The organism is Streptomyces glaucus, from assembly GCF_039533365.1.
In the GTDB taxonomy this organism is placed as follows: domain Bacteria; phylum Actinomycetota; class Actinomycetes; order Streptomycetales; family Streptomycetaceae; genus Streptomyces; species Streptomyces glaucus.
The window spans coordinates 192,532-215,374 of the sequence record NZ_BAAATK010000005.1 but is presented as its reverse complement, the minus strand read 5'-3'; the positions used below and the strand labels follow the sequence as shown (position 1 = coordinate 215,374).

Annotated in this window: 23 protein-coding genes and 3 pseudogenes; 15 read left to right on the top strand and 11 right to left on the bottom strand. The window is 74.3% G+C overall.

Annotation, left to right across the window (positions count from 1 at the left end; all coding sequences use genetic code 11):
- Positions 1 to 64 precede the first annotated feature (64 nt).
- Both ABD363_RS06145 and ABD363_RS06140 read left to right on the top strand, forming a co-directional pair.
- Entirely contained in the window at positions 65 to 409 is a 345-nt protein-coding gene (locus ABD363_RS06145) for a hypothetical protein (protein ID WP_344600445.1), read from the top strand.
- Between the two features lie 59 nt (positions 410 to 468).
- Complete coding sequence (locus ABD363_RS06140) at positions 469 to 615, top strand: hypothetical protein (protein WP_344600385.1); 147 nt, start codon at positions 469 to 471, stop codon at positions 613 to 615.
- A gap of 20 nt (positions 616 to 635) precedes the next feature.
- On the opposite strand, the pseudogene ABD363_RS32580 reads toward ABD363_RS06140, so the two are convergent.
- The 5 genes and pseudogenes from ABD363_RS32580 to ABD363_RS06120 all read right to left on the bottom strand — a co-directional run.
- Positions 636 to 758, bottom strand: a pseudogene (locus tag ABD363_RS32580) (FAD-dependent oxidoreductase); the annotation flags it as partial.
- 65 nt (positions 759 to 823) lie between these two features.
- Positions 824 to 949 carry a hypothetical protein gene (locus ABD363_RS06135; protein ID WP_344600383.1) on the bottom strand — a complete coding sequence of 42 codons (126 nt, stop codon included), beginning with the start codon at positions 947 to 949 and terminating at the stop codon, positions 824 to 826.
- Positions 946 to 1,281: a hypothetical protein gene (locus ABD363_RS06130; protein ID WP_344600381.1), complete on the bottom strand. Its 336-nt coding sequence runs from the start codon at positions 1,279 to 1,281 to the stop codon at positions 946 to 948. The genes ABD363_RS06135 and ABD363_RS06130 overlap by 4 nt, the downstream gene beginning before the upstream one ends.
- Before the next feature lie 98 nt (positions 1,282 to 1,379).
- Positions 1,380 to 2,999 (bottom strand): MFS transporter, encoded by a 1,620-nt coding sequence (locus ABD363_RS06125; RefSeq protein ID WP_344600379.1) that lies wholly within the window; start codon positions 2,997 to 2,999, stop codon positions 1,380 to 1,382.
- 121 nt (positions 3,000 to 3,120) lie between these two features.
- Positions 3,121 to 3,885, bottom strand: coding sequence for an SDR family oxidoreductase (locus tag ABD363_RS06120; RefSeq protein WP_344600378.1), 765 nt, complete (start codon positions 3,883 to 3,885; stop codon positions 3,121 to 3,123).
- A 212-nt stretch (positions 3,886 to 4,097) separates the two neighbouring features.
- Between ABD363_RS06120 and ABD363_RS06115 the strand changes: the two genes are divergently transcribed.
- From ABD363_RS06115 to ABD363_RS06075, 9 genes and pseudogenes are all read left to right on the top strand, one after another.
- On the top strand, positions 4,098 to 7,409 hold the full coding sequence (locus ABD363_RS06115) for an AfsR/SARP family transcriptional regulator (protein WP_344600376.1): 3,312 nt from the start codon (positions 4,098 to 4,100) through the stop codon (positions 7,407 to 7,409).
- Positions 7,410 to 7,647: 238 nt separating this feature from the next.
- Entirely contained in the window at positions 7,648 to 7,944 is a 297-nt protein-coding gene (locus tag ABD363_RS06110) for a GlsB/YeaQ/YmgE family stress response membrane protein (protein ID WP_344600374.1), read from the top strand.
- Positions 7,945 to 8,342: 398 nt separating this feature from the next.
- Positions 8,343 to 8,732 carry a cell division protein SepF gene (locus ABD363_RS06105; RefSeq protein ID WP_344600372.1) on the top strand — a complete coding sequence of 130 codons (390 nt, stop codon included), beginning with the start codon at positions 8,343 to 8,345 and terminating at the stop codon, positions 8,730 to 8,732.
- Positions 8,733 to 8,804: 72 nt separating this feature from the next.
- Positions 8,805 to 9,983: an AAA family ATPase gene (locus ABD363_RS06100; protein ID WP_344600370.1), complete on the top strand. Its 1,179-nt coding sequence runs from the start codon at positions 8,805 to 8,807 to the stop codon at positions 9,981 to 9,983.
- Positions 9,980 to 10,321: a nucleotide pyrophosphohydrolase gene (locus ABD363_RS06095; protein WP_344600368.1), complete on the top strand. Its 342-nt coding sequence runs from the start codon at positions 9,980 to 9,982 to the stop codon at positions 10,319 to 10,321. Before ABD363_RS06100 ends, ABD363_RS06095 begins: the two co-directional genes overlap by 4 nt.
- Before the next feature lie 241 nt (positions 10,322 to 10,562).
- Positions 10,563 to 11,033, top strand: a complete 471-nt coding sequence (locus ABD363_RS06090) for a DUF6099 family protein (protein ID WP_344600366.1) — start codon at positions 10,563 to 10,565, stop codon at positions 11,031 to 11,033.
- A gap of 132 nt (positions 11,034 to 11,165) precedes the next feature.
- Complete coding sequence (locus ABD363_RS06085) at positions 11,166 to 12,089, top strand: LLM class F420-dependent oxidoreductase (RefSeq protein ID WP_344600365.1); 924 nt, start codon at positions 11,166 to 11,168, stop codon at positions 12,087 to 12,089.
- A 192-nt stretch (positions 12,090 to 12,281) separates the two neighbouring features.
- A pseudogene (locus ABD363_RS06080) lies at positions 12,282 to 12,512 on the top strand (3' terminal RNA ribose 2'-O-methyltransferase Hen1); the annotation flags it as partial.
- Positions 12,496 to 12,828: pseudogene (locus ABD363_RS06075) on the top strand (polynucleotide kinase-phosphatase); the annotation flags it as partial. The pseudogenes ABD363_RS06080 and ABD363_RS06075, both read left to right, overlap by 17 nt.
- Positions 12,829 to 12,905: 77 nt before the next feature.
- Here ABD363_RS06075 and ABD363_RS06070 read toward each other — a convergent pair.
- The 4 genes from ABD363_RS06070 to ABD363_RS06055 all read right to left on the bottom strand — a co-directional run bounded on the left by ABD363_RS06070 (position 12,906) and on the right by ABD363_RS06055 (position 16,302).
- Positions 12,906 to 13,565, bottom strand: coding sequence for a response regulator (locus tag ABD363_RS06070; protein WP_344600363.1), 660 nt, complete (start codon positions 13,563 to 13,565; stop codon positions 12,906 to 12,908).
- A complete protein-coding gene (locus ABD363_RS06065) occupies positions 13,562 to 14,779 on the bottom strand; it encodes a sensor histidine kinase (protein ID WP_344600441.1) in 1,218 nt (405 codons plus the stop codon). Before ABD363_RS06065 ends, ABD363_RS06070 begins: the two co-directional genes overlap by 4 nt.
- Complete coding sequence (locus ABD363_RS06060) at positions 14,779 to 15,612, bottom strand: CPBP family intramembrane glutamic endopeptidase (RefSeq protein WP_344600362.1); 834 nt, start codon at positions 15,610 to 15,612, stop codon at positions 14,779 to 14,781. Before ABD363_RS06060 ends, ABD363_RS06065 begins: the two co-directional genes overlap by 1 nt.
- 246 nt (positions 15,613 to 15,858) lie before the next feature.
- Positions 15,859 to 16,302, bottom strand: coding sequence for an ankyrin repeat domain-containing protein (locus ABD363_RS06055; protein ID WP_344600361.1), 444 nt, complete (start codon positions 16,300 to 16,302; stop codon positions 15,859 to 15,861).
- 213 nt (positions 16,303 to 16,515) lie between these two features.
- Here ABD363_RS06055 and ABD363_RS06050 point away from each other — a divergent pair, with 213 nt between their 5' ends.
- The 3 genes from ABD363_RS06050 to ABD363_RS06040 all read left to right on the top strand — a co-directional run bounded on the left by ABD363_RS06050 (position 16,516) and on the right by ABD363_RS06040 (position 20,551).
- Positions 16,516 to 17,754: an arginine deiminase gene (locus tag ABD363_RS06050; protein WP_344600360.1), complete on the top strand. Its 1,239-nt coding sequence runs from the start codon at positions 16,516 to 16,518 to the stop codon at positions 17,752 to 17,754.
- A 214-nt stretch (positions 17,755 to 17,968) separates the two neighbouring features.
- Positions 17,969 to 18,976, top strand: a complete 1,008-nt coding sequence (gene argF / locus ABD363_RS06045; RefSeq protein ID WP_344600359.1) for an ornithine carbamoyltransferase — start codon at positions 17,969 to 17,971, stop codon at positions 18,974 to 18,976.
- Between the two features lie 138 nt (positions 18,977 to 19,114).
- Positions 19,115 to 20,551 carry an amino acid permease gene (locus ABD363_RS06040; protein ID WP_344600357.1) on the top strand — a complete coding sequence of 479 codons (1,437 nt, stop codon included), beginning with the start codon at positions 19,115 to 19,117 and terminating at the stop codon, positions 20,549 to 20,551.
- Here the strand turns inward: ABD363_RS06040 and ABD363_RS06035 are convergent.
- Together ABD363_RS06035 and ABD363_RS06030 are read right to left on the bottom strand one after the other, a co-directional pair.
- The gene (locus ABD363_RS06035) at positions 20,508 to 20,936 is read right to left on the bottom strand and encodes an ATP-binding protein (RefSeq protein WP_344600356.1); all 429 of its coding nucleotides are present in this window, start codon (positions 20,934 to 20,936) and stop codon (positions 20,508 to 20,510) included. The genes ABD363_RS06040 and ABD363_RS06035 overlap by 44 nt on opposite strands.
- A 335-nt stretch (positions 20,937 to 21,271) precedes the next feature.
- Positions 21,272 to 22,090 (bottom strand): PaaX family transcriptional regulator, encoded by an 819-nt coding sequence (locus ABD363_RS06030; RefSeq protein ID WP_344600354.1) that lies wholly within the window; start codon positions 22,088 to 22,090, stop codon positions 21,272 to 21,274.
- A 282-nt stretch (positions 22,091 to 22,372) separates the two neighbouring features.
- Between ABD363_RS06030 and ABD363_RS06025 the strand changes: the two genes are divergently transcribed.
- A complete protein-coding gene (locus ABD363_RS06025) occupies positions 22,373 to 22,801 on the top strand; it encodes a DUF6299 family protein (RefSeq protein WP_344600352.1) in 429 nt (142 codons plus the stop codon).
- The last annotated feature ends 42 nt before the right edge of the window (positions 22,802 to 22,843 follow it).

Sequence of the window (22,843 nt, the reverse complement as noted above, 5' to 3'; positions counted from 1 at the left end):
CCCTCGGCCCGCCGCCCCGCCGGCGCCGGGTATGAAGGTGCGGACGGCGTTCCGGACCGCCGCCTTGTCCGACACGCCGAGCGACGGGCCCGGGAAGGCGATCATCATCCGGCCGCCGCCGGGGAGCGCGGCCTCCGGCATCAGCATGGCGATCGGCGAGGACTCCAGCCCCTGGCCGTACACGGGGTCGACGCTGCCGGCGAGATGGATCCACAGCTTGCTGCCGAACGAGACGCCCACGCCCTCCCGGGCCGCCTGCGCGTGCACGGTGGGCAGGCCGGGGTTGAACTGGATCGTCGGCCACACGCTGACCGGCACCGCCACGACCACGGTCGAGACGTTGAAGACCTGCCCGCTCCTGGTCCACCTGGACGCCCCCGGAGTTCCGGGTGACGGAGGCGGCCGGTGAGTCGAGCCGGAGCTGCACGCCGGTTCCGGCCAGCATCTTCTGCTTCTCGGGGCGCTCGAATGCACTGCTCCGAACCCGCGAAGAACTTCGTGTACAGCTCGGCCGTACGGCCGTTGGCCTCGCTCGCCGACAGCGTCTGGAAACCCGTGTCGGCCGGCATCACGGACGTGGTGTCGGCGACCTCGGGCACCGTCGTGATGCCGTAGGGCCGCAGCTCACTCGCGACGAGGCGGTGATCGGGGCTCACCCAGCTGCCGCCGAGGTCCATGGACCGCCCCGCGAACGTGTCGGTGTGGATGCGGCCGCCGATGCGGTCGCGGGCCTCCAGGAGCACCACCTGGAGGCCCATGGCGGCGAGTTCGCGCCGACGCCGCCCTGTCAAGAGGGCCTTCGGCGCCGACGCGGCGGGGAAGGTCAGAACAGCATCCGGTACTCATTCCAGTCGGGGCCGGCGCCGACGGGCACCCGCGGCCCGAGGGGCCGCAGCTGGTCGTACTGCCCCCACCGGCCTTCCAGCGGGCTCTCGCCCTCGTCGGTCACGTAGAAAGGCTGCCGTCGGCGCGCTGCCCGTAGGCGCCCTCGGCGAGCCCGTCGCGGTCGTGGTCGACGTGGGTGGTGCCGAGGTGGGTCTGCCAGCCGCCGAGCACGAACTCACGGGGCGTCAGGTCGCCCTTGCCGTCGGGCCGGTACACGTACACGTCACCGGCCCGGTCCACCGCGGTCAGCGGGAACTGCGGGGCGTGCGGCGGCACGCGGGGCGTGGCGGACGCGGCCGGTGCCGCGACCGAGAGGGTCAGTGCGGCGGCGATCGCCGCGGTGGCCAGGCGCGTCAGGGCGCGCACGCCACGGCGGCCGGGGGCGGGATGAGTCACGTCGTACTCCCAGGTTCCGGATCGGTCGGGGAAGTCGGGCGGGGGAACGGCCCGCCGTCCGGGGCCGGTCGAAGGCCCCGGGCGGCGGGCCGCAGCCGCTACAGGGCCGCTGCCGGAGCCTCCTGTCCGGCGGCGGGGGCGGTGGCCTCGGCGGGGGATCCGTCGGCCGGCCCCTTCCGGGCGGCCGCGCCGGTGGGCGGCACATGCCGCAGCATGGTCAGCGCGAGCACCGTCATGGCGGTGAGCAGGACCGCGCCCACCAGCGCCACGCCGTTGAGTCCTGACGCGAAGGCCTCCCGGGCGGGCGTGATGATCCCGTCGGCCGTGGAGCCCGGCAGGTCCGCGGTGGCGTCGAGCGCGCGGGCCAGGGTGTCGCGGCTCGCCTCGGCGACGGCGGCCGGGGTGTCCGCCGGCAGGTTGCCGGCGACGTCGTTGCGGTAGATGGCGGTGCCGAGGCTGCCGAGCGCGGCGATGCCGACGGCGAGGCCGAAGTCGCTGCTGGTCTGTTGCAGGGCGGAGGCGGCGCCGGCCTTCTCGGGCGGCGCGGAGCCCACGATGAGGGAGACGCTCAGGCCCATGACGGGGCCGATGCCGGTGTAGATGAAGCCGAAGCCGACCAGGACGTACGCGAGACCGTGGTCCCCGGGGTCGGCCTGGGTGAGGACCACGTACCCGATGGCGGACAGGATCAGGCCGATCGCGGTGACGTTGCCGGGGCGGATGCGGCGCGCGGCGATGGGAGCCAGCATCGACGAGGTGATGAGGAGCCCGGCGGCGGGCAGCAGCCACAGGCCCGCGCGCAGCGGCGACAGGTCGGCGACCATCTGCAGGTACTGGGTGACGAAGAGGTAGATGCCGCCCATGGCGACGGCGGCGAACAGCATCACGCCCAGGGCGACGCTGAAGGCGCGGGAGCGGAACAGGCTCAGGTCCAGCATCGGGTCGTCCAGGCGGAGCTGGCGCCGCGAGAAGACGTGGCCGAAGACCACGCCGACGACGATGGCGACGACCGACCCCGCCTGAGGGCCGTGCTTGGCGATCTCCTTGACGCCGTAGACGACCGGCAGGATGGCGAGGAGCGACAGCACGACGCTGGCCAGGTCGATGCGGCCGGCGTTCTCGTCCTTGTACTCCGGCAGCAGCACGGGCCCGGTCACCAGCAGCAGCACCATGACGGGCACGGCGAGCAGGAACACCGAACCCCACCAGAACACTTCCAGCATGAGCCCGCCGACGACCGGGCCGAGCGCGATGCCGACCGAGAAACTCGCGGCCCAGATGCCGATGGCGGTGCCCCGCTGCTTGGCGTCCTGGAACATGTTGCTGATCAGGGCGAGCGTGGACGGCATGAGGGTGGCGCCCGCGACACCGAGCAGGGCCCGGGCGGCGATCAGCATCTCCGGGCTGTTCGCGTACGCGGCGAGCACGGAGGCGACGCCGAAGGCGAAACCGCCGCTCAGCAGCAGCCTGCGCCGGCCGATGCGGTCGCCGAGGGTGCCGGCCGTGACCAGGAACCCGGCGATCATGAACGCGTAGATGTCGATGATCCACAGCATTTCGGTGCTGCTCGGCGCCAGGGCCGCGCCCAGGTGCGGCACCGCCAGGTGCAGCAGCGTCACATCCAGGGACAGCAGGATGCTGGGCAGCGCCAGCATGGCGAGCCCGATCCACTCCCGCCGCCCGGCTCTCGTCCCACCGGGATCGACACTCGTAGACATCGCAGGTGACCTTTCCGTGCTGGTGCTCGTGGGCCCCTTGCCAGGTCAAGGGGGAGCCGCCGCCCCCGCCGGTGCGGGGGCGGCGGTGTCTCTTCGTGGGGGTGAGTGCTTCAAACGGCGATCAGTGCGCGGCGCCCGTCAGGCCCTGGGCGAAGCCGCCGTCGACGGGGAACTCGACGTTGGTGGTGAACGTGGCGTCGGCGGCCAGGAACAGCGCGGCGGCGGCGACCTCCTCCACCGTGCCCATGCGCTTGAGCGGCGTGGTCTCGCCGCCCTGCTTCTCGAACTCCTCGCGCTCATCGGCGGTCATGCCCGGGACGCCCATGGTCGGGGTCTTGATGTAGCCGGGGGCCACGGCGTTCACGCGGATCCTGCGGGGCAGGAACTCGGCGGCGAGGACGTGGGCGAAGGCGCGCACCGCGTCCTTGGAGCCGGCGTAGGCGCTCAGGCCGGGGAAGATCAGGTCGTTGGCGACGGTGGTGAAGACGATCGCGCCGCCGTCGTTGAGGAGCGGCGAGAGGCTCTGCACGGTGAAGAAGGCGCCCTTGGTGTTGATGGCGAAGGCCCGGTCCCAGGCCTCCTCGGTCACCTCCTCGAGGGTCTGCACCTCGGCGAGGCCGTGGTTGACGAACAGGTAGTCGATCCGGCCGAGCTTCTCCTGCGCGAAGTCGGCCAGGGCGCGGATGTCCGCCATGCTCGCCGCGTCCGAGCGCACGACGTGCGCCCGGTCCGACTTCACCTCGGTGCGCGCCTCTTCGATCTTCTTCTCGTTGCGCCCGGTGAAGACGACCTTGGCCCCTTCGTCCACGAGCTGCTTGACGATGGCCAGCCCCATCCCGTGCGTCCCGCCGGTGACGACCGCCGTCTTGCCCTCGAACCTGCTCATCTTCGACTCCCTGGTCGGATGTGGTGCCTGGTACGTGCCTGCGCCGGTGACCACCGGCGCCCACCCACTCTGGAAGCCGGCCCTTGCAGCCTTCTTTCGATCCGCTTTCACGCCCGTCCGGCGGGCTGGCGTCCACCGCCGCGGCGGGCCGCGCCGCGGGCCGGGGGCGGACGCACACCAGGCGATGACCGGCGGCGTACTACGGTGCTCCCATGCGTTTCGGGGTACTGGGGCCGCTCGCCGTCTGGTCCGACGACGGGGCACCCGTGTCGGTGCCGGAGTCGAAGGTCCGCGCTCTGCTGGCGGATCTGCTGACGGCGCCCGGGCAGGTGATCTCCGCCGACCGGCTGATCGACGCCCTGTGGGGCACCACCCCGCCGGCCAATCCCGCGGGCGCCCTGCAGACCCTGGTCTCCCGCCTGCGGCGGGTGCTCGCGCGGGCGGGAGCCGCCGAGGCGGTGCTCCACCGCGCCCCCGGCTATCTGCTCGCGGTGGCGGGCGAGGCGGTGGACACCGGCCGGTTCGCGGCGCTCACCGCGCAGGCCCGCACCGCCGCGGGCCACAAGGAACGGGCCGACCTCCTGACGGACGCCCTGGCGTTATGGCGGGGCCCCGCGTTCGCGGACTTCGCGGACGAGCCGTTCGCGCGCGCGGCGATCGCCCGGTGGGAGGAGCAGCGGCTGCTGGCCCTGGAGGACCGGGCGGAGGCCCGCCTGGAGCTGGGCGACCACGGACTGCTCGCGGGCGAACTGGCCGACCTGACGAGCCGCCACCCCCTGCGGGAGCGGCTGCGGGCGGCCCACATGCGGGCCCTGTACGGCGCGGGCCGGGCGAGCGAGGCCCTGGACAGCTATCACGACCTGCGCCGGCGCCTGAACGAGGAGCTCGGCCTGGACCCGAGCCCCGAACTGACCGCACTGCACCAGGAGATCCTGCGCCAGTCCCCCGTCCTGCGCCGCCCGCCGGGCCCCGTCGGCGCGGATCCGCGCGGGCCACGGCCGGGGCGCTCGTCCGCGCAGGAGGGGCCGGACCTCGCGCGGGCCGTGCGTGCCGGCGCCCCCACGGCCCACCGCCCCCGCACCAACCTGCCGACGGCCGTCACCGACCTGATCGGCCGCGCGGACTCCGTCGACGCGGTACGCGCCCGGGTACGCGCGAGCCGCCTGGTCACCCTGACCGGTCCCGGCGGCGTGGGCAAGACCCGCCTGGCCGTGGAGGTCGCGGCCCAGCTCGCCCCCGAACACCAGGACGGGGTGTGGCTGGTGGAGCTGGCGACCCAGGCGCTGACGGCCCCGTCCGGCGACGAACTGGCCGAGCTGGTGGCGGCCACGCTCGGCGTGCGCGACGACACCGGCTCCGGCTCCCCGCCCGGCGGCCGGCCGTACACCCTGCTGGACCGGCTCACCGACGCGCTGCGCGGCCGCCGTCTGCTGCTCGTCCTGGACAACTGCGAGCACGTGATCGAGGCCGTGGCGGGGCTCGCCCGGGCGCTGCTGCGGCACGCCCCGGGCGTCCGCATCCTCGCCACGAGTCAGGAGCCGCTGGACGTCGCCGGTGAACACGTGTGGCCGGTCCCGCCGCTGGACCTGCCCGGCCCGGCCGCGTCCGCCGCGGACCTGGCCCGCTCCAGCGCGGTGCGGTTGTTCCTCGCCCGCGCCCGGGCCACCCTGCCGGGCTTCGAGCTGACCGACGACAACGCTGTGGCCGTGGCCGCGATATGCCGCCGCCTGGACGGGATACCGCTCGCCCTGGAGCTGGCCTCGACCCGCGTCCGGGTGCTGGGGGTGCACGAGCTGGCCGAGCGCCTCGACGACCGGTTCCGGCTGCTCACCACCGGCCAGCGGGGCGCGCCCGCCCGCCAGCAGACCCTGCGCGCGATGATCGACTGGAGCTGGGAGCTGCTGACGGCGGCCGAGCAGACGGTGCTGCGGCGGCTCGCCATCCACTCGGACGGCTGCTCGCTGGAGGCCGCCGAGGCCGTCTGCTCCGGGGACGGCGTCAAACCGGCCGAGGTGCTGGACCTGCTCGCCCGTCTCGTCGACCGTTCCCTGGTGTTCGTCACGCACGAGGCGTACGGGCCGCGCTACCGGCTCCTCGAATCGGTGGCCGCGTACTGCCTGGAGCGGCTGCGGGCCGGCGAGTACGACCGGGTGCGGCGCACCCACGCCCACTACTACGCGTCCCTGGCCGAGCGCGCCGACCCCTTCCTGCGCGGCGAGCGGCAGCAGCAGTGGCTGCGCCGCCTGGACGCGGAGACGGCGAACGTGCGCGCCGCGCTCGACGGCGCCGCCGCCGACGGCGACGGCCGCCTGATGCTGCGTCTCGCCCGGGCGATGGTCTGGTACTGGTTCCTGCGCGGCCGGCTCAGCGAGGCCCGGCGCTCCCTGACCCGGGCTCTGGAGGTGGCGGGCGCCCTCGACCCCCGCGCCGACGCCGACCGCGCCCAGGCGGTGGCGTGGCGCACCGGGACGAGCCTGCTGTCCGGCGACCCGGACGGGCTCGCGGGACACAGCCGCTCCGCGCTCGCCCTGTACGAGGACATCCGCGACCCGCGGGAACGGATCAGAGCCGGCTGGTTCCTGGGCTTCGCCGTCACCCGGTTCGGCGATCAGGCCGTCGGCGAGGAACTCCTGGACCGCGTACTCGCCGAGTCCCGGGCGCTGGGGGACCGGTGGGGGATCGCCGCGGGGCTGGGCACGCGCGGCATGCAGACGTACGTGTGCGGGGATCTCGGCTCGTCACGCCGGGACGGCGAGGAGAGCCTCGCGCTGTTCCGCGAGGCCGGCGACCGGTGGGGACAGCTCCAGGCGATGGCGGTGCTGGGGCGGGTCGCCGAGATCGAGGGCGACTACGCGGAGGCGGGCCGGCTGCACCGCGAGGGGCTGCGCATCGCCGAGGAACTGGGCCTGTGGACGGACGCCTCCATGCGCCTGTCCGAACTGGGCCGGATGGCGCTGCTGAGCGGGGACCACACCCGGGCCGACGACCTGCACGAGCGCGGCCGGCGCCTGGCCGTCGAGCAGGGTGACCGGCCGGCCGAGGAGTTCGCCGAGATCGGCCTGGCCCTGAGCGCGCGCAGGCAGGGCAGGCTCGACGACGCCGAGGCGTACCTGAGCCGCTGGCTGGAGTGGAACCGGCAGTTCGACGCGGCGAACGGCGCCGCCCTGATCCTGGCCGAACTCGGCTTCGTCGCCGAGCTGCGCGGCGACGTCGGGGCGGCGCTCGCCCGGCACCGGGAAGGGCTGGCGGCGGCCCGCGCCACCGGCGATCCGCGCGCGGTGGCCCTGGCCTGGGAGGGACTCGCCGGCGCCCGGGCCCTCGCCGGGCGGCACGAGCACGCCGCCGTCCTGCTCGGCGCGGCGGCCGCGGCGCGCGCGTCGGTCGGAGCGCCGCTGCCGCACGGCGAGCGGGGCGACGTGGACCGCATCGAGTCCGCGGTACGGGCCGCTCTGGGCGACGCCGCGTTCTCGGCGGCGTACGAACGCGGAGGGACGCTCGACGGGAACGCCCCCGAGCTCTCCTAGCGGTCCGGGGCAGCCCCGTCCGGCCGGCCGCGGCGCCGGTCCCCGGCCGAGGACATCGGCGTACGCCCCGGTGCCGGCCTCGACGCGGGAACGGCCCCGACGTGGGGTCGGCCCCGCTCCCGGCGGCGGGTACCGGGGGCGCTGCCGGGCCGGCCGAACACAGGGGAAACCGCACCGGTTTGGAGGTTCGTTCCGGGGAAACACGATGAGCGAACCGACAGCGAGGAGAAATTCTGCCATGGGCATCATCGCTTGGATAGTTATCGGTCTGCTCGCGGGAGCAATTGCCAAGGCGCTCATGCCGGGCAAGGACCCGGGCGGAATCATCATCACCATGCTCATCGGTATCGCCGGAGGCCTGCTCGGTGGCTTCCTGGGCAAGGTGATCTTCGGGGTCGACTCGATCGACGGTTTCTTCGATCTGTCCACCTGGATCGCGGCCATCGTCGGGTCCGTCATCCTCCTTGCGCTGTACCGGCTGTTCACCGGCCGCAGCCACGGGCGCGGACACCGGGGCGGGCACGTGCACGCCTGACCCTCATGCTCCATAACTGAAGAACGCGAGCGCCCCCGCGATCAGCGGGGGCTTCTCGTGCGTCCGGGAATCCGTGAACACCCGGGGAATTCCGCTCACGGAATCGGACGGGCCGCCGGCAGAAGACCGGGACCGGGGGCCGGGACGTCCGGGTATTCACGCATCCGCGGCTCCGGCGGAAAAGCGGCCGGCGAACGAATATCCCGTGCCCGGCCCGGGAACCCGGCCTGCCCGTCGGCCTCACCCGGGCGGCCGCGCGGCCCGGGCACCGCGCTCGGCCGCCACGGGCGGGCGCGGCGAGTCGTTCGCGCACCGTGTCGCAGTTGGGCCGAACGGGTGACATGGCGTAAGAATTGGCTGGTGCATGCAGTAATGGCGAGTCGAAGCGGGGGGAGCCGGTGAACAGTCACGACGTCACCGATGAACAGTGGGAAGGGCTCGCCCAGGTCGTTCCGTTGCGCGGGCGCGACGCCTGGCCGTCGGCGGTCGACCACCGCTCCCTGCCGGACGCCGAGACGGAGACCCGTCGCCGTTTCGTCGTCCTCCGGGTCAATGTGTTCGCCGACGCCCGTGAGGTCGCCGAGACCCTGATGGCGGGGATCCCGGTGCTGCTGGACCTCACCGGGGCGGAGACCGAGGTCGCCAAGCGCGTCCTGGACTTCTCCACGGGCGTCGTCTTCGGCCTGGCGAGCGGGATGCACCGCGTCGACCGCAACGTGTTCCTGCTGACCCCGGCCGGGACCGAGGTCACCGGGCTGATGGAGGGCGCGGCGGTCTCCGGGCCGTGACCGGTCCCCCGATCGTGGGAAGGACCCGGGGCAAAACGGTTCGCCCGACGGGGCCCGCCCTACGGTCCGGGTATGACCGTGTCCTCCGTGCCGGCCGACCCCTCCCCGCCCCCCGCGACCGGGGGCGGGGAGGGCCGCCCGGACCGGCCGTGCGTCACCGAACTGCGGCTGTCCGCCTTCGCCGGGCACCGGCGCGCCGGATTCGCGCTGGCGCCCCTGACCCTCTTCGCCGGGCCCAGCGGCTGCGGCAAGTCCGGCGCGCTGCGGGCCTACGAGGCCCTCGCCCGGCTCGGCGGCGGCGCCGGACTGGACGAGGCGTTCCCCGACCCGGCCGCCTGCGTGCCCGAGCGGGCCCGGCCCGACGCCCAGCGCCGCCGCGGCTTCCGCATCGGCTGCACCGCCGACGGCCCCGCGGGGCGGGTCCGGCTCGACGTCGCCGTCCAGGCCGAGCCCGAGCTGCGCATCGTGGGGGAGCGGCTGACGTCCGGGGGGCTGGTCCTGCTGGAGACCGCCCTGCGCGACCCCTCGCGCCGGAGCGTGCAGGCCGCCTGGCACACGGCCGGGTCGTCGCCGGTGACCCGCGCCCCGCTGCCGGACGACCGGCTCGGCACCGCGCTGCTGCCGCTGCGGGTGGCGGGCAGGACGGACGGGCAGCGCCGCGTGCTCGCCGCGGCCGAGCAGATGGTGGTCGCCCTGCGTTCCGTCTTCGCCTGCGACCCGCGGCCCGGCCGGATGCGGGACCCGGTTCCGGCCGGCTCCGGGCGGCTGCTCGGTGGCTGCGACAACCTCGCCGACGTGCTGTCGCGCACCCGCGTCGAGTGCGGGCGGCGGCACGCGCAGCTCGTCGCCGCGGTGCGCGCCGGATGCGCCGGTCCCGTCGCGGACGTGCTCGCCGAGCCGCTGCCCGGCGGCGCCGTCCGCGCGCTGCTCGACCGGGGCGACGGGGTGCGCACCGACTTCCGGCGGCTGGGCTACGGCGAGCTGCGCTACGTCGCGCTGGCCCTGGTGCTGCTCACCGGCCCCGGGGTGCTGGAGGTGGACCCGGCCGGCGAGGTGCCCGCCGCCCTGCAGACCCTGACCGTCCTCGCCGACGGCTTCGACCGGGGCCTGGACCCGCGGCAGCGGGCCCAGCTGCTGCGGCTGGCGGCCCGGATGTGCGGACGCGGGCACATCCGCCTGGTCGGCGCGGTGAGCGACGCCTCGTGGGCGGCCGGGACGGACGGGGTCACGGTGGTACACCTGGAACCGTGACCGAACCCCTGGACGTGACGCGGCTGCAGCGCAGACTCGCCGAGTTCGCCGCCGCCCGGAACTGGCAGCCGTACCACACCCCGAAGAACCTCGTCGCCGCGCTCAGCGTGGAGGCCTCCGAACTCGTCGAGATCTTCCAGTGGCTGACGCCCGAGGAGTCGGCGCGCGTCATGGACGACCCCGGCACCGCGCACCGCGTCACCGACGAGGTCGCCGACGTCCTCGCCTATCTGCTCCAGCTGTGCGAGGTGCTCGGCATCGATCCCCTGGCCGCGCTCGACGCCAAGATCGACCGCAACGAGCGGAGGTTCCCGGTGGCGGGCGAACCCGGGGCGTAGGGGGAGCGGACGCGCGGGACGGCGGCGCGTGACGCACCGGGGGACAGCCGCCGAACACGAGGGAACCATCGAGTCCGTTACTACTCTCCGTAATCAAAATGAGGTCCGCTATCGATTTGTTGTCCAGAGATTTCCGTCTTCCTCTAGCTTTTCGCCCCGCTCGCCCTCACTCTGGGTAGTGAGTGACGGGGTTCGGGCGGGACGTGCGCGCGGAGCACGTCGGAGCGGACGGGGACAGCGGATGGACGCGGTGCGGCTCATCGTGACGAGCAGACGTGCCCTGGCCGCGAGCGGTGACGTGCCCCACACCCTGGCGGAGGTGTGGCAGGCGCAGGCCCTCGCGCAGGCGATAGGCAGCCGCCTCGCGGTGTCGGGCCCGCCCGAACTGCGCGGCGAGGCGATCGGGTTGACGGAGCTGGCGGGCCGGGGATGCGGGGTGCTGGAGCGGCCGGAGCTCGCCCCCGGTGAGCTGCGCGCCGCCCAGCTCACCGAACTGGGCGACGCCCAGCAGGCCCTGGCCCGGCTCGACGGCCTCCTCGGCGAGATCGGCATCGCCCTCGTGGCCCTGGCCAGCGCCGCGGACGACGAGGGCACGTACTGGCAGTGCGTGGAGGCCATCGACGCGGCGGACGAGTCGAGGGACCGCGTCCTGCAGATGCTGCGGAGACTGGCGGACCGGGAGGAGGTGCCGGCGCAGCGGGAGGCGGGCTGATCCCGCACGTCCGGCGCCCGGCGGGCGTCTCCTCCCGCCGGGGCGCCCGCCGCGGGCCGCCCGGCCGGTCCGGAGGGGCCGCAGGGGAGGACCGGCGTCGTCCGCCCGCGCGGGAGAGTGCAGGATGGAGGCATGGATCTTCGCATCTTCACCGAGCCCCAGCAGGGCGCCACCTACGACACCTTGCTCACCGTGGCGAAGGCCACCGAGGACCTCGGCTTCGACGCCTTCTTCCGCTCCGACCACTACCTGAAGATGGGCTCCGTGGACGGCCTCCCCGGCCCCACCGACGCCTGGATCACCCTCGCCGGCCTGGCCCGTGAGACCAAGCGCATCCGCCTCGGCACGCTGATGACCGCCGGCACCTTCCGCCTTCCCGGCGTGCTCGCCATCCAGGTCGCCCAGGTCGACCAGATGTCCGGCGGCCGCGTCGAACTGGGCCTGGGCGCGGGCTGGTTCGAGGAGGAGCACAAGGCGTACGGCATCCCGTTCCCGAAGGAGAAGTTCGCCCGCCTCGAGGAGCAGCTGGAGATCGTCACGGGCCTGTGGGCGACCGAGGTCGGCAAGACCTTCGACTTCCACGGCACGTACTACGACCTCACGGACTCGCCCGCGCTGCCCAAGCCCGCGCAGGAGAAGATCCCCGTGCTCATCGGCGGTCACGGCGCGACCCGGACGCCGCGCCTCGCGGCCCGGTACGCCGACGAGTTCAACATCCCGTTCGCCTCGATCGAGGACAGCGAGCGCCAGTTCGGCCGGGTGCGGGCCGCCGCCGAGGAGGCGGGCCGGGCCGCCGACGCCCTGACCTACTCCAACGCCCTCGTCGCCTGCGTCGGCCGGGACGACGCCGAGGTCGCCCGCCGTGCCGCCGCGATCGGCCGCGAGGTGGACGAGCTCAAGCTCAACGGCCTGGCCGGCTCCCCGGCCGAGGTCGTCGACAAGATCGGCCGCTACCAGGAGATCGGCTCCCAGCGCATCTACCTCCAGATCCTGGACCTGTCCGACCTGGACCACCTGGAACTGATCTCCTCCCAGGTCCAGTCCCAGCTGTCGTGACCGTGCCGCCGCGGTGACGGACGGCCCGCGCCCCCGGTCCCCCGCGGGACCGGGGGCGCGGTCGTTCCCGGGCCGCCGCGGGGAGCCGGTCCCGCCTCGGAAAATGCCCGGCCGGGCCCGGTACGTTGTCCTCGTGCCCCATCCCCCTGTCGCACGTATGCGCGGGGAGAACACCTTAAAAGGTGATTCGTCATGTTCCTGGCGATCAGTACCACCGGGATCCCCGAAAGCCCGGCGACCGACCTCGGCTTCCTGCTGCACAAGCACCCCGACAAGGCGCAGGCGTTCCCCACCTCCTGCGGCACGGCCCACGTCCTCTGCCCCGAGGCGGACGCCGGGCGCTGCACGGCGGCGCTGCTGCTGGAGGTGGACGCGGCGGCACTGGTCCGGCGCGGCCGGGGCACGGCTGGAGATGACCGGCCGCGGCGGTGAGGGCATGGTCGTCGAGCCGGCCGGCGCGCTGGTCCGCGACGCCCAGGGCCGCCTGGTGCAGCCCGGCGTCGAGTGCCGGGGCCGCGAGTACCTGCGGATCGTCTACGGTCCCGAGTACCCGCGCCCGGACCGCCCGGCCCGGCTGCGCACCCGGTCCCCGCGGCACAAGCGGTCGCTGGCGATCCGCGAGTACGCCCTCGGCCTGGAGGCCCGGGACCGGCCGGCGGAGGGCGAGCCGCTGCGGCGGGTGCACGAGGCGGTCTTCGGCGTGCCGGCGCTGGAGTCGGAGCCGGTGGACCCGCGGCTCCAGGGTGCTTCCGGTACCCCGGCGGGCGGCGGACGCCGGACGTCGCGTTCCGGCGCGCCGCCGCGCGCACGGCGGTGTCAGGTGACCAGGCCGTGGCGGTAGGCGTAGACGACGGCCTGGACGCGGTCCCGGAGCTGCAGCTTGGCGAGGATGCGGGAGACGAAGGTCTTGACGGTCTCCTGGCTGATGACGAGGGCCGCGGCGATCTCGCTGTTGGACAGGCCGTCCGCGATGAGGCGGAGGACCTCCAGTTCGCGGGGGGTGAGCGGGAGGTGGCGGGAGGCGTCCCCGGTGGGGCGGATGCGTGCGGCGTAGTGGCCGACGAGCCGGCGTGTCACGTCGGGGTCGAGGAGGGCCGCGCCGGTGGCCACGGTCCGGATGCCGTGGAGCAGCCGGTCCGGGGGCGCGTCCTTGAGGAGGAAGCCGCTGGCGCCGGCGCGCAGTGCCTCGTAGACGTATTCGTCCAGGTTGAACGTGGTCACCACGAGGACCTTGACGGGGTGGGGCACGCCGGCGCCGGCCAGCAGGCGGGTGGCCTCCAGGCCGTCGAGGACCGGCATGCGGATGTCCATCACGACGACGTCGGGCCGCACCTTCCGGGCGAGTTCGACTCCGGTCCGTCCGTCTCCGCACGCGCCCGCCACCTCCATGTCGGGCTGGGCGTCGATGATGGTGACCAGGCCGGTGCGGACCAGCACCTGGTCGTCGCAGACCAGGACCCGGACGGGTGCGCTCACGAGGCGCCGCCGACGGGGATGCGCGCCCGTACGGTGAAGCCGCCGTCCGGGCCGGCGCCGGCGCTGAAGTCGCCGCCCAGGACGTCGACGCGTTCGCGCAGGCCGGCCAGGCCCCGCCCGCCGCCGCCGGCGGCGGTGCGTGAGCCGGCGCCGTCCGTGCTGACCTCCACGGTGATCTCCCTCTCGCCGTGCCGTACCTCGACGGAAGTCCGGCTGCCGTGAGCGTACTTGAGGGCGTTGGTGAGGGCCTCCTGCACCACCCGGTAGGCGACGAGGTCGGCGCTGCCGGCCGATGCCGGCGGCGTGCCCCGTTCGGTGAAGTCCACCGGCTGCCCGGCCCGGCGGGTCTGCTCGACGAGGGTGAGGACCCTGCCGACGGCCGGTGTCCTGAGCTCCTTGGCCTCCGCCGTGCCGGTGCCGTGGTCGTGATCGGTGCCGGTGCCGGTGCCGGTGCCGGGGTCGGGGTCGTGATCGGGGTCGAGCAGGTCGAGCAGGTGGCGCAGGTCGGTGAGGGCGCGGCGGCCGGTGTCGCTGACGGCGGTCAGGGACTGCTCGAGCCGCTCGGGTGCGGCGGTCAGGTAGCGGGCGGCTTCGGCCTGTACGACCATCGCGGTCACGTGATGGGTCACCACGTCGTGCAGTTCGCGGGCGATCCGGGCGCGTTCGGCGGTACGGGCCCGCGCCGCGGCGCGCTCGCGGCGTCCGGCCTCCGCGAGACGGGTGGACCGCAGCCACGCCCCGGCCCCCCAGGCCAGGGCCGGCACCAGGTAGAACGTCACGAACTCCGCCGGCGTCTCGCCGCCCGAACCGAGCCGGGAGAGCGCGACCGCCAGCGGCACGTACGCCAGGGAGAGAAGGACCACGGTGGTGCGCCGGCGCCGTTCCAGACGGGATCCCGCACTGATCAGCGCGACGGGCAGCGCGGTGCCGGCGGCCGAGTGATACCCGCGCAGCTGGTCGAGGGCGAAGCCGCACGTCACCAGGGCGAGACAGACGAGCGGCCACCGACGGCGCACCACCAGCGGCAGGCTCTCGAGCGCGAGGGCCGCGACGGCGAGCGCGTCGAAGGGGCGGGTCGGCAGGTCCCCGAGCTGTGTCCCCTGGCCGCGCAGTCCCGGCAGGAACGACGCGACCAGGAACAGCATCCCGAGCGGAAGGTCGCGGACGGTGACGTCGAGCCGGCGCCACACCCGGCCGGCCCGCTGAAGGCTCATCACCGGCCGAGTGTAGCCAGGGCGTCGGCGCGCCGGGCGCGCTGCCGGGGAACGACGGTGCCGCGCCGGCGGGCCAGCCACAGGAAGGCGACCGTCAGCAGCGCACCGGACAGCATCGAGTACACGCTGGCCTCCGGGCCGAACTCGCCGCCCGTGATCAGCTCGGGGCCCGACGTCGAGGCGTCCAGCAGCCCGTGCGTGGCGCCGCTGCCCGAGACCTCGGTGCCGAAGATGCCGGCCTCCGCGAAGTTCCAGCCGAAGTGCAGGCCGATCGGCAGCCACAGGGAGCGGGTGGCGGCGTACGCGGCGGCGAGCATGCCGCCGGCCTCGACCGCGATGGCGACGGCGCCCAGCACGGTGGCGTTCTCGTTGAGCAGATGGGCCGCGCCGAACAGAGCACCGGACAGGGCCAGCGCGATGTACGTGCCCAGCCCTCGCTCCACGAGCCGGAAGAGCAGGCCGCGGAACATCAGTTCCTCCGTGACGGCGGCGCCGGCCATGAAGCCGACCAGCCCGATCGCCCCCGTCGGCGAGCCGAAGCCGTGGACCTCGTAGCCCCCGAGGAAGGAGATGTTCGCGATGACGCACCCGAACATCGCGACACCGATGGCCGTGCCCCGGAGGAGCGACCTCCGCGCTCCCTCCCGGGCCAGCTCCGTGACCGGGCGCCGCTCGGTGCGCCCCACGACCCACCGGTAGACGAACACCGAGAGCACGGCCGTCAGGCCGCCCAGGAGGAGCGAGAGCCACGGGTCGTCCTGCACCGCGGTGATGCTCCGGCCACCGACCGCACCGACCGCGACCACGGCCAGGACCTGCCACACCAGTTTCACGACGACTCCTTCTCCGGTTCCGTTTCCGGCCCCTCGCCCGGCCCGCGGCCGGGGCGCCGCGGGTGAACCGAACGCTAGGGAAACGGCGACCGGGAATCGTCACCTCACAGTGGACACCTGCACGTAGCTCTCACGGGGGACGGGCCCGCCCGGCTCCGGAACGGGACGGTCCGGTCGGGCGGTGGTGCGGCGGTCGCGGCAGGGGGCCGCGGTCATCGCGGGCATGTCCGGGGGCCGGCCGCCGGGTCAGAAGCGGTCGGAGCGTTTCCGCGGAGGGTCCGCTCCCGCCGCGACGAGGAGTGCGGCGGTCTCGGGACGAGGGCCGTCGTCCGCCCATTCCAGGGGGGACCAGCCCGTTCCGTGATCCTCACGGAGGTTCGGGTCGGCACCGTGCGCCAGCAGCACGCGCACCGTCTCGGTGTGTCCCCAGCAGGCGGCCGCGCACAGCGGCGTGCCCTCGGAACCGACTCCTCCGCTCTCGGTGTCGGGAAAGGCACCGGCTTCCAGGAGCAGGCGTGCCACCTCGGTTTCCCCCTGCACGGACGCCAGATACAAGGGGGTGACGCCCTCGCCGTCCCTTCGCTCCGGGTCCGCTCCGGCGCGCAGGAGTGCCTTGACGCGGGCGACGTCGCCGGTCAGCGCCGCTTCGTGGAGACGGCGGGAGAGCTTCTTGCGCCGCCGCTGCTTCATGGCGGGAGGGTAGCGAGGGCGTGTGCGGCGGAGCCAGTCGTATTCGCGCGTCGGCGACGGCGGTCGGCACGGCGCCCACCGGGCCGGACCGCCCTCCCGGCGGCCGTGCCGCGCGCCACCGGGCCGGACCCCTCCCGGCGGCCGGGCCCGCCCGCTCCGGACGGTCCCGCGCGAGCAAGGGATGAAACGCGTCCCGGTGGTCAGGATGGAGACATGGGATTCCATGTCGACTCCGAAGTCGGGCGGCTGCGCCGTGTCATCCTCCACCGGCCGGATCTGGAGCTCAAAAGGCTCACCCCCAGCAACAAGGACGCCCTCCTCTTCGACGACGTGCTGTGGGTGCGGCGGGCGCGCGCCGAGCACGACGGGTTCGCCGACGTCCTGCGCGACCGCGGCGTCGCCGTCCACCTCTTCGGCGACCTGCTCACCGAGACCCTGGAGCTCCCCGAGGCCAGGGCCCTGGTGCTGGACCGGGTCTTCGACGAGAAGGAGTACGGCCCCCTGGCCACCGACCACCTCCGCGCCGCCTTCGACGCCCTGCCCGCCCGGGAACTGGCCGAGGCGCTGGTCGGTGGCATGACCAAGCGGGAGTTCCTGGACGCGCACCCGGAGCCGACCTCCGTGCGCTTCCACGTCATGGAGCTGGACGACTTCCTGCTCGGCCCGCTGCCGAACCACCTGTTCACCCGCGACACCTCCGCCTGGATCTACGACGGGGTCGCCATCAACGCCATGCGCTGGCCCGCCCGGCAGCGCGAGACCGTGCACTTCGAGGCGATCTACCGGTACCACCCGCTGTTCCACGGCGAGCCGTTCCACGTCTGGTCCCAGGGGCAGGCCGACTACCCGTCGACCATCGAGGGCGGGGACGTGCTCGTCATCGGCAACGGGGCGGTCCTGATCGGCATGAGCGAGCGGACCACGCCCCAGGCGGTGGAGATGCTCGCGCACAAGCTGTTCGCGGCCGGCTCCGCCGAGACGATCGTGGCCCTCGACATGCCCAAGCGGCGCGCGTTCATGCACCTGGACACGGTGATGACGATGGTCGACGGCGACACCTTCACCCAGTACGCGGGCCTGGGCATGCTCCGCTCGTACACCATCGAGCCGGGCGACGGCGAGAAGGAGCTGAAGGTCACCGACCATCCGCCGGAGCACATGCACCGCGCGATCGCCGCCGCGCTCGGACTGAGCGAGATCCGCGTGCTGACCGCCACCCAGGACGTGCACGCGGCCGAGCGGGAGCAGTGGGACGACGGCTGCAACGTCCTCGCCGTCGAGCCGGGCGTCGTCGTCGCCTACGAGCGCAACGCCACCACCAACACGCACCTGCGCAAGCAGGGCATCGAGGTGATCGAGATACCCGGCAGCGAGCTGGGCCGGGGCAGGGGCGGGCCGCGCTGCATGAGCTGCCCCGTCGAGCGGGACCCCGTACGGGGGCGGGCGGCATGAGGGGGCGGGCGGCAGCGGGGGAAGGCGGCAGCGGGGAGAGGGGCACGGGGGCAGACGGCGGGGGAGAGGGAGGTGCGGACCCGGGCAGCGCGGGGGCGGGAGGCGCGGATCCGGGCAGCGCGGATCCGGGCAGCGCGGGGGCGGGTCGTATATAAATTCTGGATCTCGTATAGAATTCCAAAAGTCCTCTGTACCTGCACCTCTGGAGCGCCCCATGGCGACAGTCCCGACCGCCCTCGCCGGCCGCCACTTCCTCAAGGAGCTCGACTTCACCGAGCGGGAGTTCCTCGGTCTGGTCGAGCTGGCCGCCGAGCTGAAGGCCGCCAAGAAGGCCGGGACCGAGACCCGGTACCTGCGGGGGAAGAACATCGCGCTGATCTTCGAGAAGACCTCCACGCGCACCCGCTGCGCCTTCGAGGTCGCCGCCGCCGACCAGGGCGCCTCGACGACCTACCTCGACCCGTCCGGGTCGCAGATCGGCCACAAGGAGTCCGTGAAGGACACCGCGCGCGTGCTCGGCCGGATGTACGACGCGATCGAGTACCGCGGGGACAGCCAGGCCAAGGTGGAGGAGCTGGCGGCGCACGCGGGCGTGCCCGTCTACAACGGCCTGACCGACGACTGGCACCCCACCCAGATGCTCGCCGACGTGCTCACCATGACCGAGCACTGCGCCAAGCCGCTGACGGAGACCGCGTTCGCCTACCTCGGCGACGCCCGCTTCAACATGGGCAACTCCTACCTCGTCACCGCGGCCCTGCTCGGCATGGACGTGCGGATCGTCGCCCCGAAGACCTACTGGCCCGCCCAGGAGGTCGTCGACCGGGCCCGTGAGCTCGCCGGGTCCAGCGGCGCCCGCATCACGCTCACCGAGTCCCTCCAGGAGGGCGTGCGCGGCGCCGACTTCGTCGCCACCGACGTCTGGGTCTCCATGGGGGAGCCCAAGGAGGTCTGGGAGGAGCGGATCGCCGCCCTCGCCCCGTACGCGGTGACCATGGACGTGCTGCGCGCCACCGGCAACCCGGACGTGAAGTTCCTGCACTGCCTGCCCGCCTTCCACGACCTCGGCACCAAGGTCGGCCGGGAGATCCACGAGGCGCACGGCCTGACGTACCTGGAGGTGTCGGACGAGGTGTTCGAGTCGGCGCACTCGGTCGTCTTCGACGAGGCGGAGAACCGTCTGCACACCATCAAGGCGGTCCTCGTCGCCACGCTCGCCTGACCGGCGCCCGCCCGACCGGCGCCCCAGCAAGGCCCTCAGCGGGGCTTGTCCTGTCCGGCGGCCCGGAGCCACCCCTTCCGTGGCCGCCACGCGGCGGATCCGCCGCATCCCGTACCACCAGAAACGAGCACCACCCCCATGCCCGCCTCCCGTATCAAGTCCCCCGCCCTCCTCGTGGCGGAGTCGGGCGCCGACCGTGCGGGCCACGGTCTGAAGCGCACGATGGGGCTGTTCCACCTCGTCTGCTTCGGCGTCGGCGCGATCGTCGGCACCGGCATCTTCGTCGGCCTGTCCGACTCGGTCGCCCAGGCCGGCCCGGCCGTCGTCGTCTCCTTCGTGCTGGCCGCGATCACCTGCGTCCTCACCGCGTTCGCCTTCGCCGAGCTGGGCGGCGCCATCCCGGTCTCCGGGTCCTCGTACTCCTTCGCCTACGCCGGGCTGGGCGAGACCACGGCCTTCCTGGTCGGCTGGTGCCTGCTCCTCGAGTACGGCGTGTCGGTGTCCGCGGTCGCGGTCGGCTGGAGCCAGTACGTCAACGAGCTGCTGGACAGCCTCCTCGGCGTCCGGATCCCGGCCGCGCTGTCCGCCGGTCCCGGCGAGGGCGGGGCGGTCAACCTCCCGGCGGTGCTGGTCATCGCCATGGCCGCCGTCCTGCTGGTGCGCGGGGTGCGCGAGAGCGCCCGCGCCACGGCCGCGATGGCCGTCCTCAAGCTCGCCGTCCTCGTCGCCTTCTGCGCGATCGGCTTCACCGCCTTCCGGGCCGGCCACCTCACCCCGTTCTCCCCGGCCGGGCTCGGCGGCATCGGCGCGGGCACCACGGCCGCGTTCTTCTCGTACATCGGCTTCGACGCGATCACCACGGCCGGCGAGGAGGCGCGGAACCCGCGCCGGGACGTCCCCGTCGCGATCCTGGTCTGCATCGGCCTGATCACGTTGCTGTACTGCGCGGTCGCCCTGGCCGCGATCGGCGCGATCGGCGGCGACGAGGTCGGCGGGCGGCCCGCCGCGCTGTCGTACGTCGTCAACGAGGTCACCGGCTCCGCCATCGGCGGCGGCGTCGTCGCGTTCGGCGCGGTCGTCGCCATCGCCTCGGTGGTGCTCGCCGTGATGTACGGCCAGACCCGCATCCTGCTGTCGATGTCCCGGGACGGCCTGGTGCCCCCCGTGTTCGAGAAGGTGTCCCCGCGGACCGCGACGCCCGTCGCCGGCACCCTGATCGTCGCCGTCGTCTTCGCGCTCCCGGCGGCCTTCGCCCCGCTGGACGCGGTGGTCGACCTGTGCACCATCGGCACGCTCGCCACCATGGCCGCCGTCAACGTCGCCGTGCTCGCGCTGCGCCGCCGCGAACCGGGTCTGGCCCGCACCTTCCGGGTGCCGCTGTCCCCGGTGACCCCGCTGCTCGGCGTCGCCTGCTGCCTGTACCTGATGTACGAGACGGGCCCGGACACCTGGCTCCAGTTCGCCGTGTTCCTGGCGGCCGGACTCGGCGTGTACCTCCTCTACGGGCGCCGCGCCTCGCGCCTGGCGGCGGTCACGGCGACGGACGCCGCGGAGCCGGTACGACAGGCAGTCTGAACCACACCGCCTTGCCGGAGCCGGCGGGGCGGTGTCCGCAGGACGAGCTCAGGGCGCGGATCAGCAGCAGACCGCGCCCGTGCTCCTGCCAGGGGTCCGGCTCGCCGCCGGCCGGCCGGACGAGGTCGCCGGGCGGCGCCGGGTCCGAGTCGTGCACCTCGACCTGGCAGCAGGTCGGCAGCAGTTCCACCACCAGCTCGATCGGCCCGGCGGTGTGCTCCACGGCGTTGGCGACCAGCTCCGCCGTGAGCAGTTCCGCGGTGTCGCTGTCGGCCCCGTGCTCCAGCTCGGCCAGCGCCGTACGGACCAGCGTACGGGCCACGGGCACCGCCGCGGCGGTGTGCGGCAGCGGGACGCGCCAGGAGGCGGGCGAAAGGGACGGCATGGAGCGTCTCCACGAGGGGCGGTGGCCGGGCGACGGGCGGGCCGGGGAGTGTTCGTGCAAGGCGAGTCCGTTCAGGGAGCAGGAAGTCCTGCTGTCGACTCGGTGAATGGTACGGCGCTGTCCGGCGGAGCCGTCCGACGGGCACCGCGCGGGCGGGCGAGGCGGTCCTGCCCGCGCCCGGCGGCCCGGTGGGCCGGACGGCGGCTCCCCGGGCCCCTGCCGCGGCGGTCGTGCGCGCCCGTCCCTCCTCCCGCCCCGCCCGCGGCCCGGCGGCCGGCGGGGAGCCGAGGGCCGTGCCGGTGACCCGCGGCGTGCGCGAGGTCACGTCCGTGCGGCTACGGCTCCAGGCCGGCGAAGGCGGCGCCCGCGTCCCGCAGCCGCTCGTGCAGCGCCCGGAACACGGCGGCCGAGCGGACGCCCGGCCAGTCGGCGGGCAGCAGCCGCGCGGGCAGGCCCGGATCGGTGTAGGGGAGGCGGCGCCAGGAGTCCAGGGCGAGCAGATAGTCGCGGTAGGCGTCCTCGGGCGGCGTGTCGGCGCGGCGCTCCCAGGCGCGCAGCACGTGCGCGTGCCGGTCGAGGAACGCCTCGTGCTCCTTGGCGATCGCGGCCAGGTCCCACCAGCGGGCCACCGCCTCGGCGGTCGGCGCGAAGCCGAGGTGCTCGCCGCGGAAGAAGTCCACGTACCCGTCGAGCCGCAGCCGCCGGAGGGTGTGCCGGGTCTCCTCGTACAGCCGGGCCGGGGCGATCCACACGCCCGGGGCGGCGGTGCCGAAGCCCAGCCCGGCCAGCCGCGAACGCAGTACGTGCCGCTTCTGCCGCTCCGACTCCGGCACGGAGAACACCGCCAGCACCCAGCCCTCGTCCCGCGGCGGCACCTCGGCGTGGACGCGCCGGTCGCCGTCGTCGAGCAGCCGGCGGGCGTCCGGCGACAGCTCGTACCCGGCCGCGCCCCCGGCCGTACGGGCCGGCACGAGCAGCCCGCGCCGCTTGAGCCGGGACACCGACGAGCGGACGGAGGGGGCGTCCACGCCGACCGCGGCCAGCAGCCGGATCAGCTCGGCGACGGGCACGGGGCCGGGCAGGTGGCGGCCGTACGCGCCGTAGAGCGTGACGATCAAAGACCGTGGTGCATGCTGGTCGGACACGTTGATCATTCTAGATCTTCGGCATCGTCGCTGGTCACCCCAGGTTTCACGGGCCGCCGCCCGGCCCGCGGCCGTCCGGCGGCGGCCGCCGGGACCGTGCGCCCGCCCGCGGGAGGTGGCCGGGCGGCACGCCGGACGGGGGAGCCGGAGGGGCGGCACGCCGGAGGCAGGACCGTCCGCGGGGCACGCCTGCGGATGACGCGCCACCGAAGGGGTGACGATCACGGCCCGGGCAAGGTCCGCCCGGTACCAGTGGACATCCCCGGAAAGCCCGTCCACAGGAGGTTCCCCATGTCCTTCCGCCGCGTCCTCACCGCCGTCGCCGCCGGCGCCGCCGTGCTCCTGCTGACCGCGCCCGCCGCGCCCGCGCACGCGGCCCCGGACGAGTCCGTGACCGTCGACCCGACGGGCCGCATCGCCGCGGACGGCACGGTCACCCTCTCCGGCACCTACCGCTGCGTCACCGCCGGCACCCCGGTGTTCGTCGGCAGCTCCGTGACCCAGCCCACCACGCTCCGCTACGGCATCGGCGGCACCCGCGCCGTGTGCGACGGCAAGGAGCACCGCTGGGTCAACACCGCCCGGGTCGCGGGACGGGCCCTCGTGGCCGGGCCCGCCCGCGCCGAGGCCACCCTGCTGGAACTGCGCACCCTCGGCATCCTGCCCGTGCCCCGCGTCCACGCCGGCCAGGCCCGGACGGTGACCCTGGTCGCCGCGTGACCCGTCCGCGAGCGCGGACCGCCCGCGAGGCCGCCGGCCGGA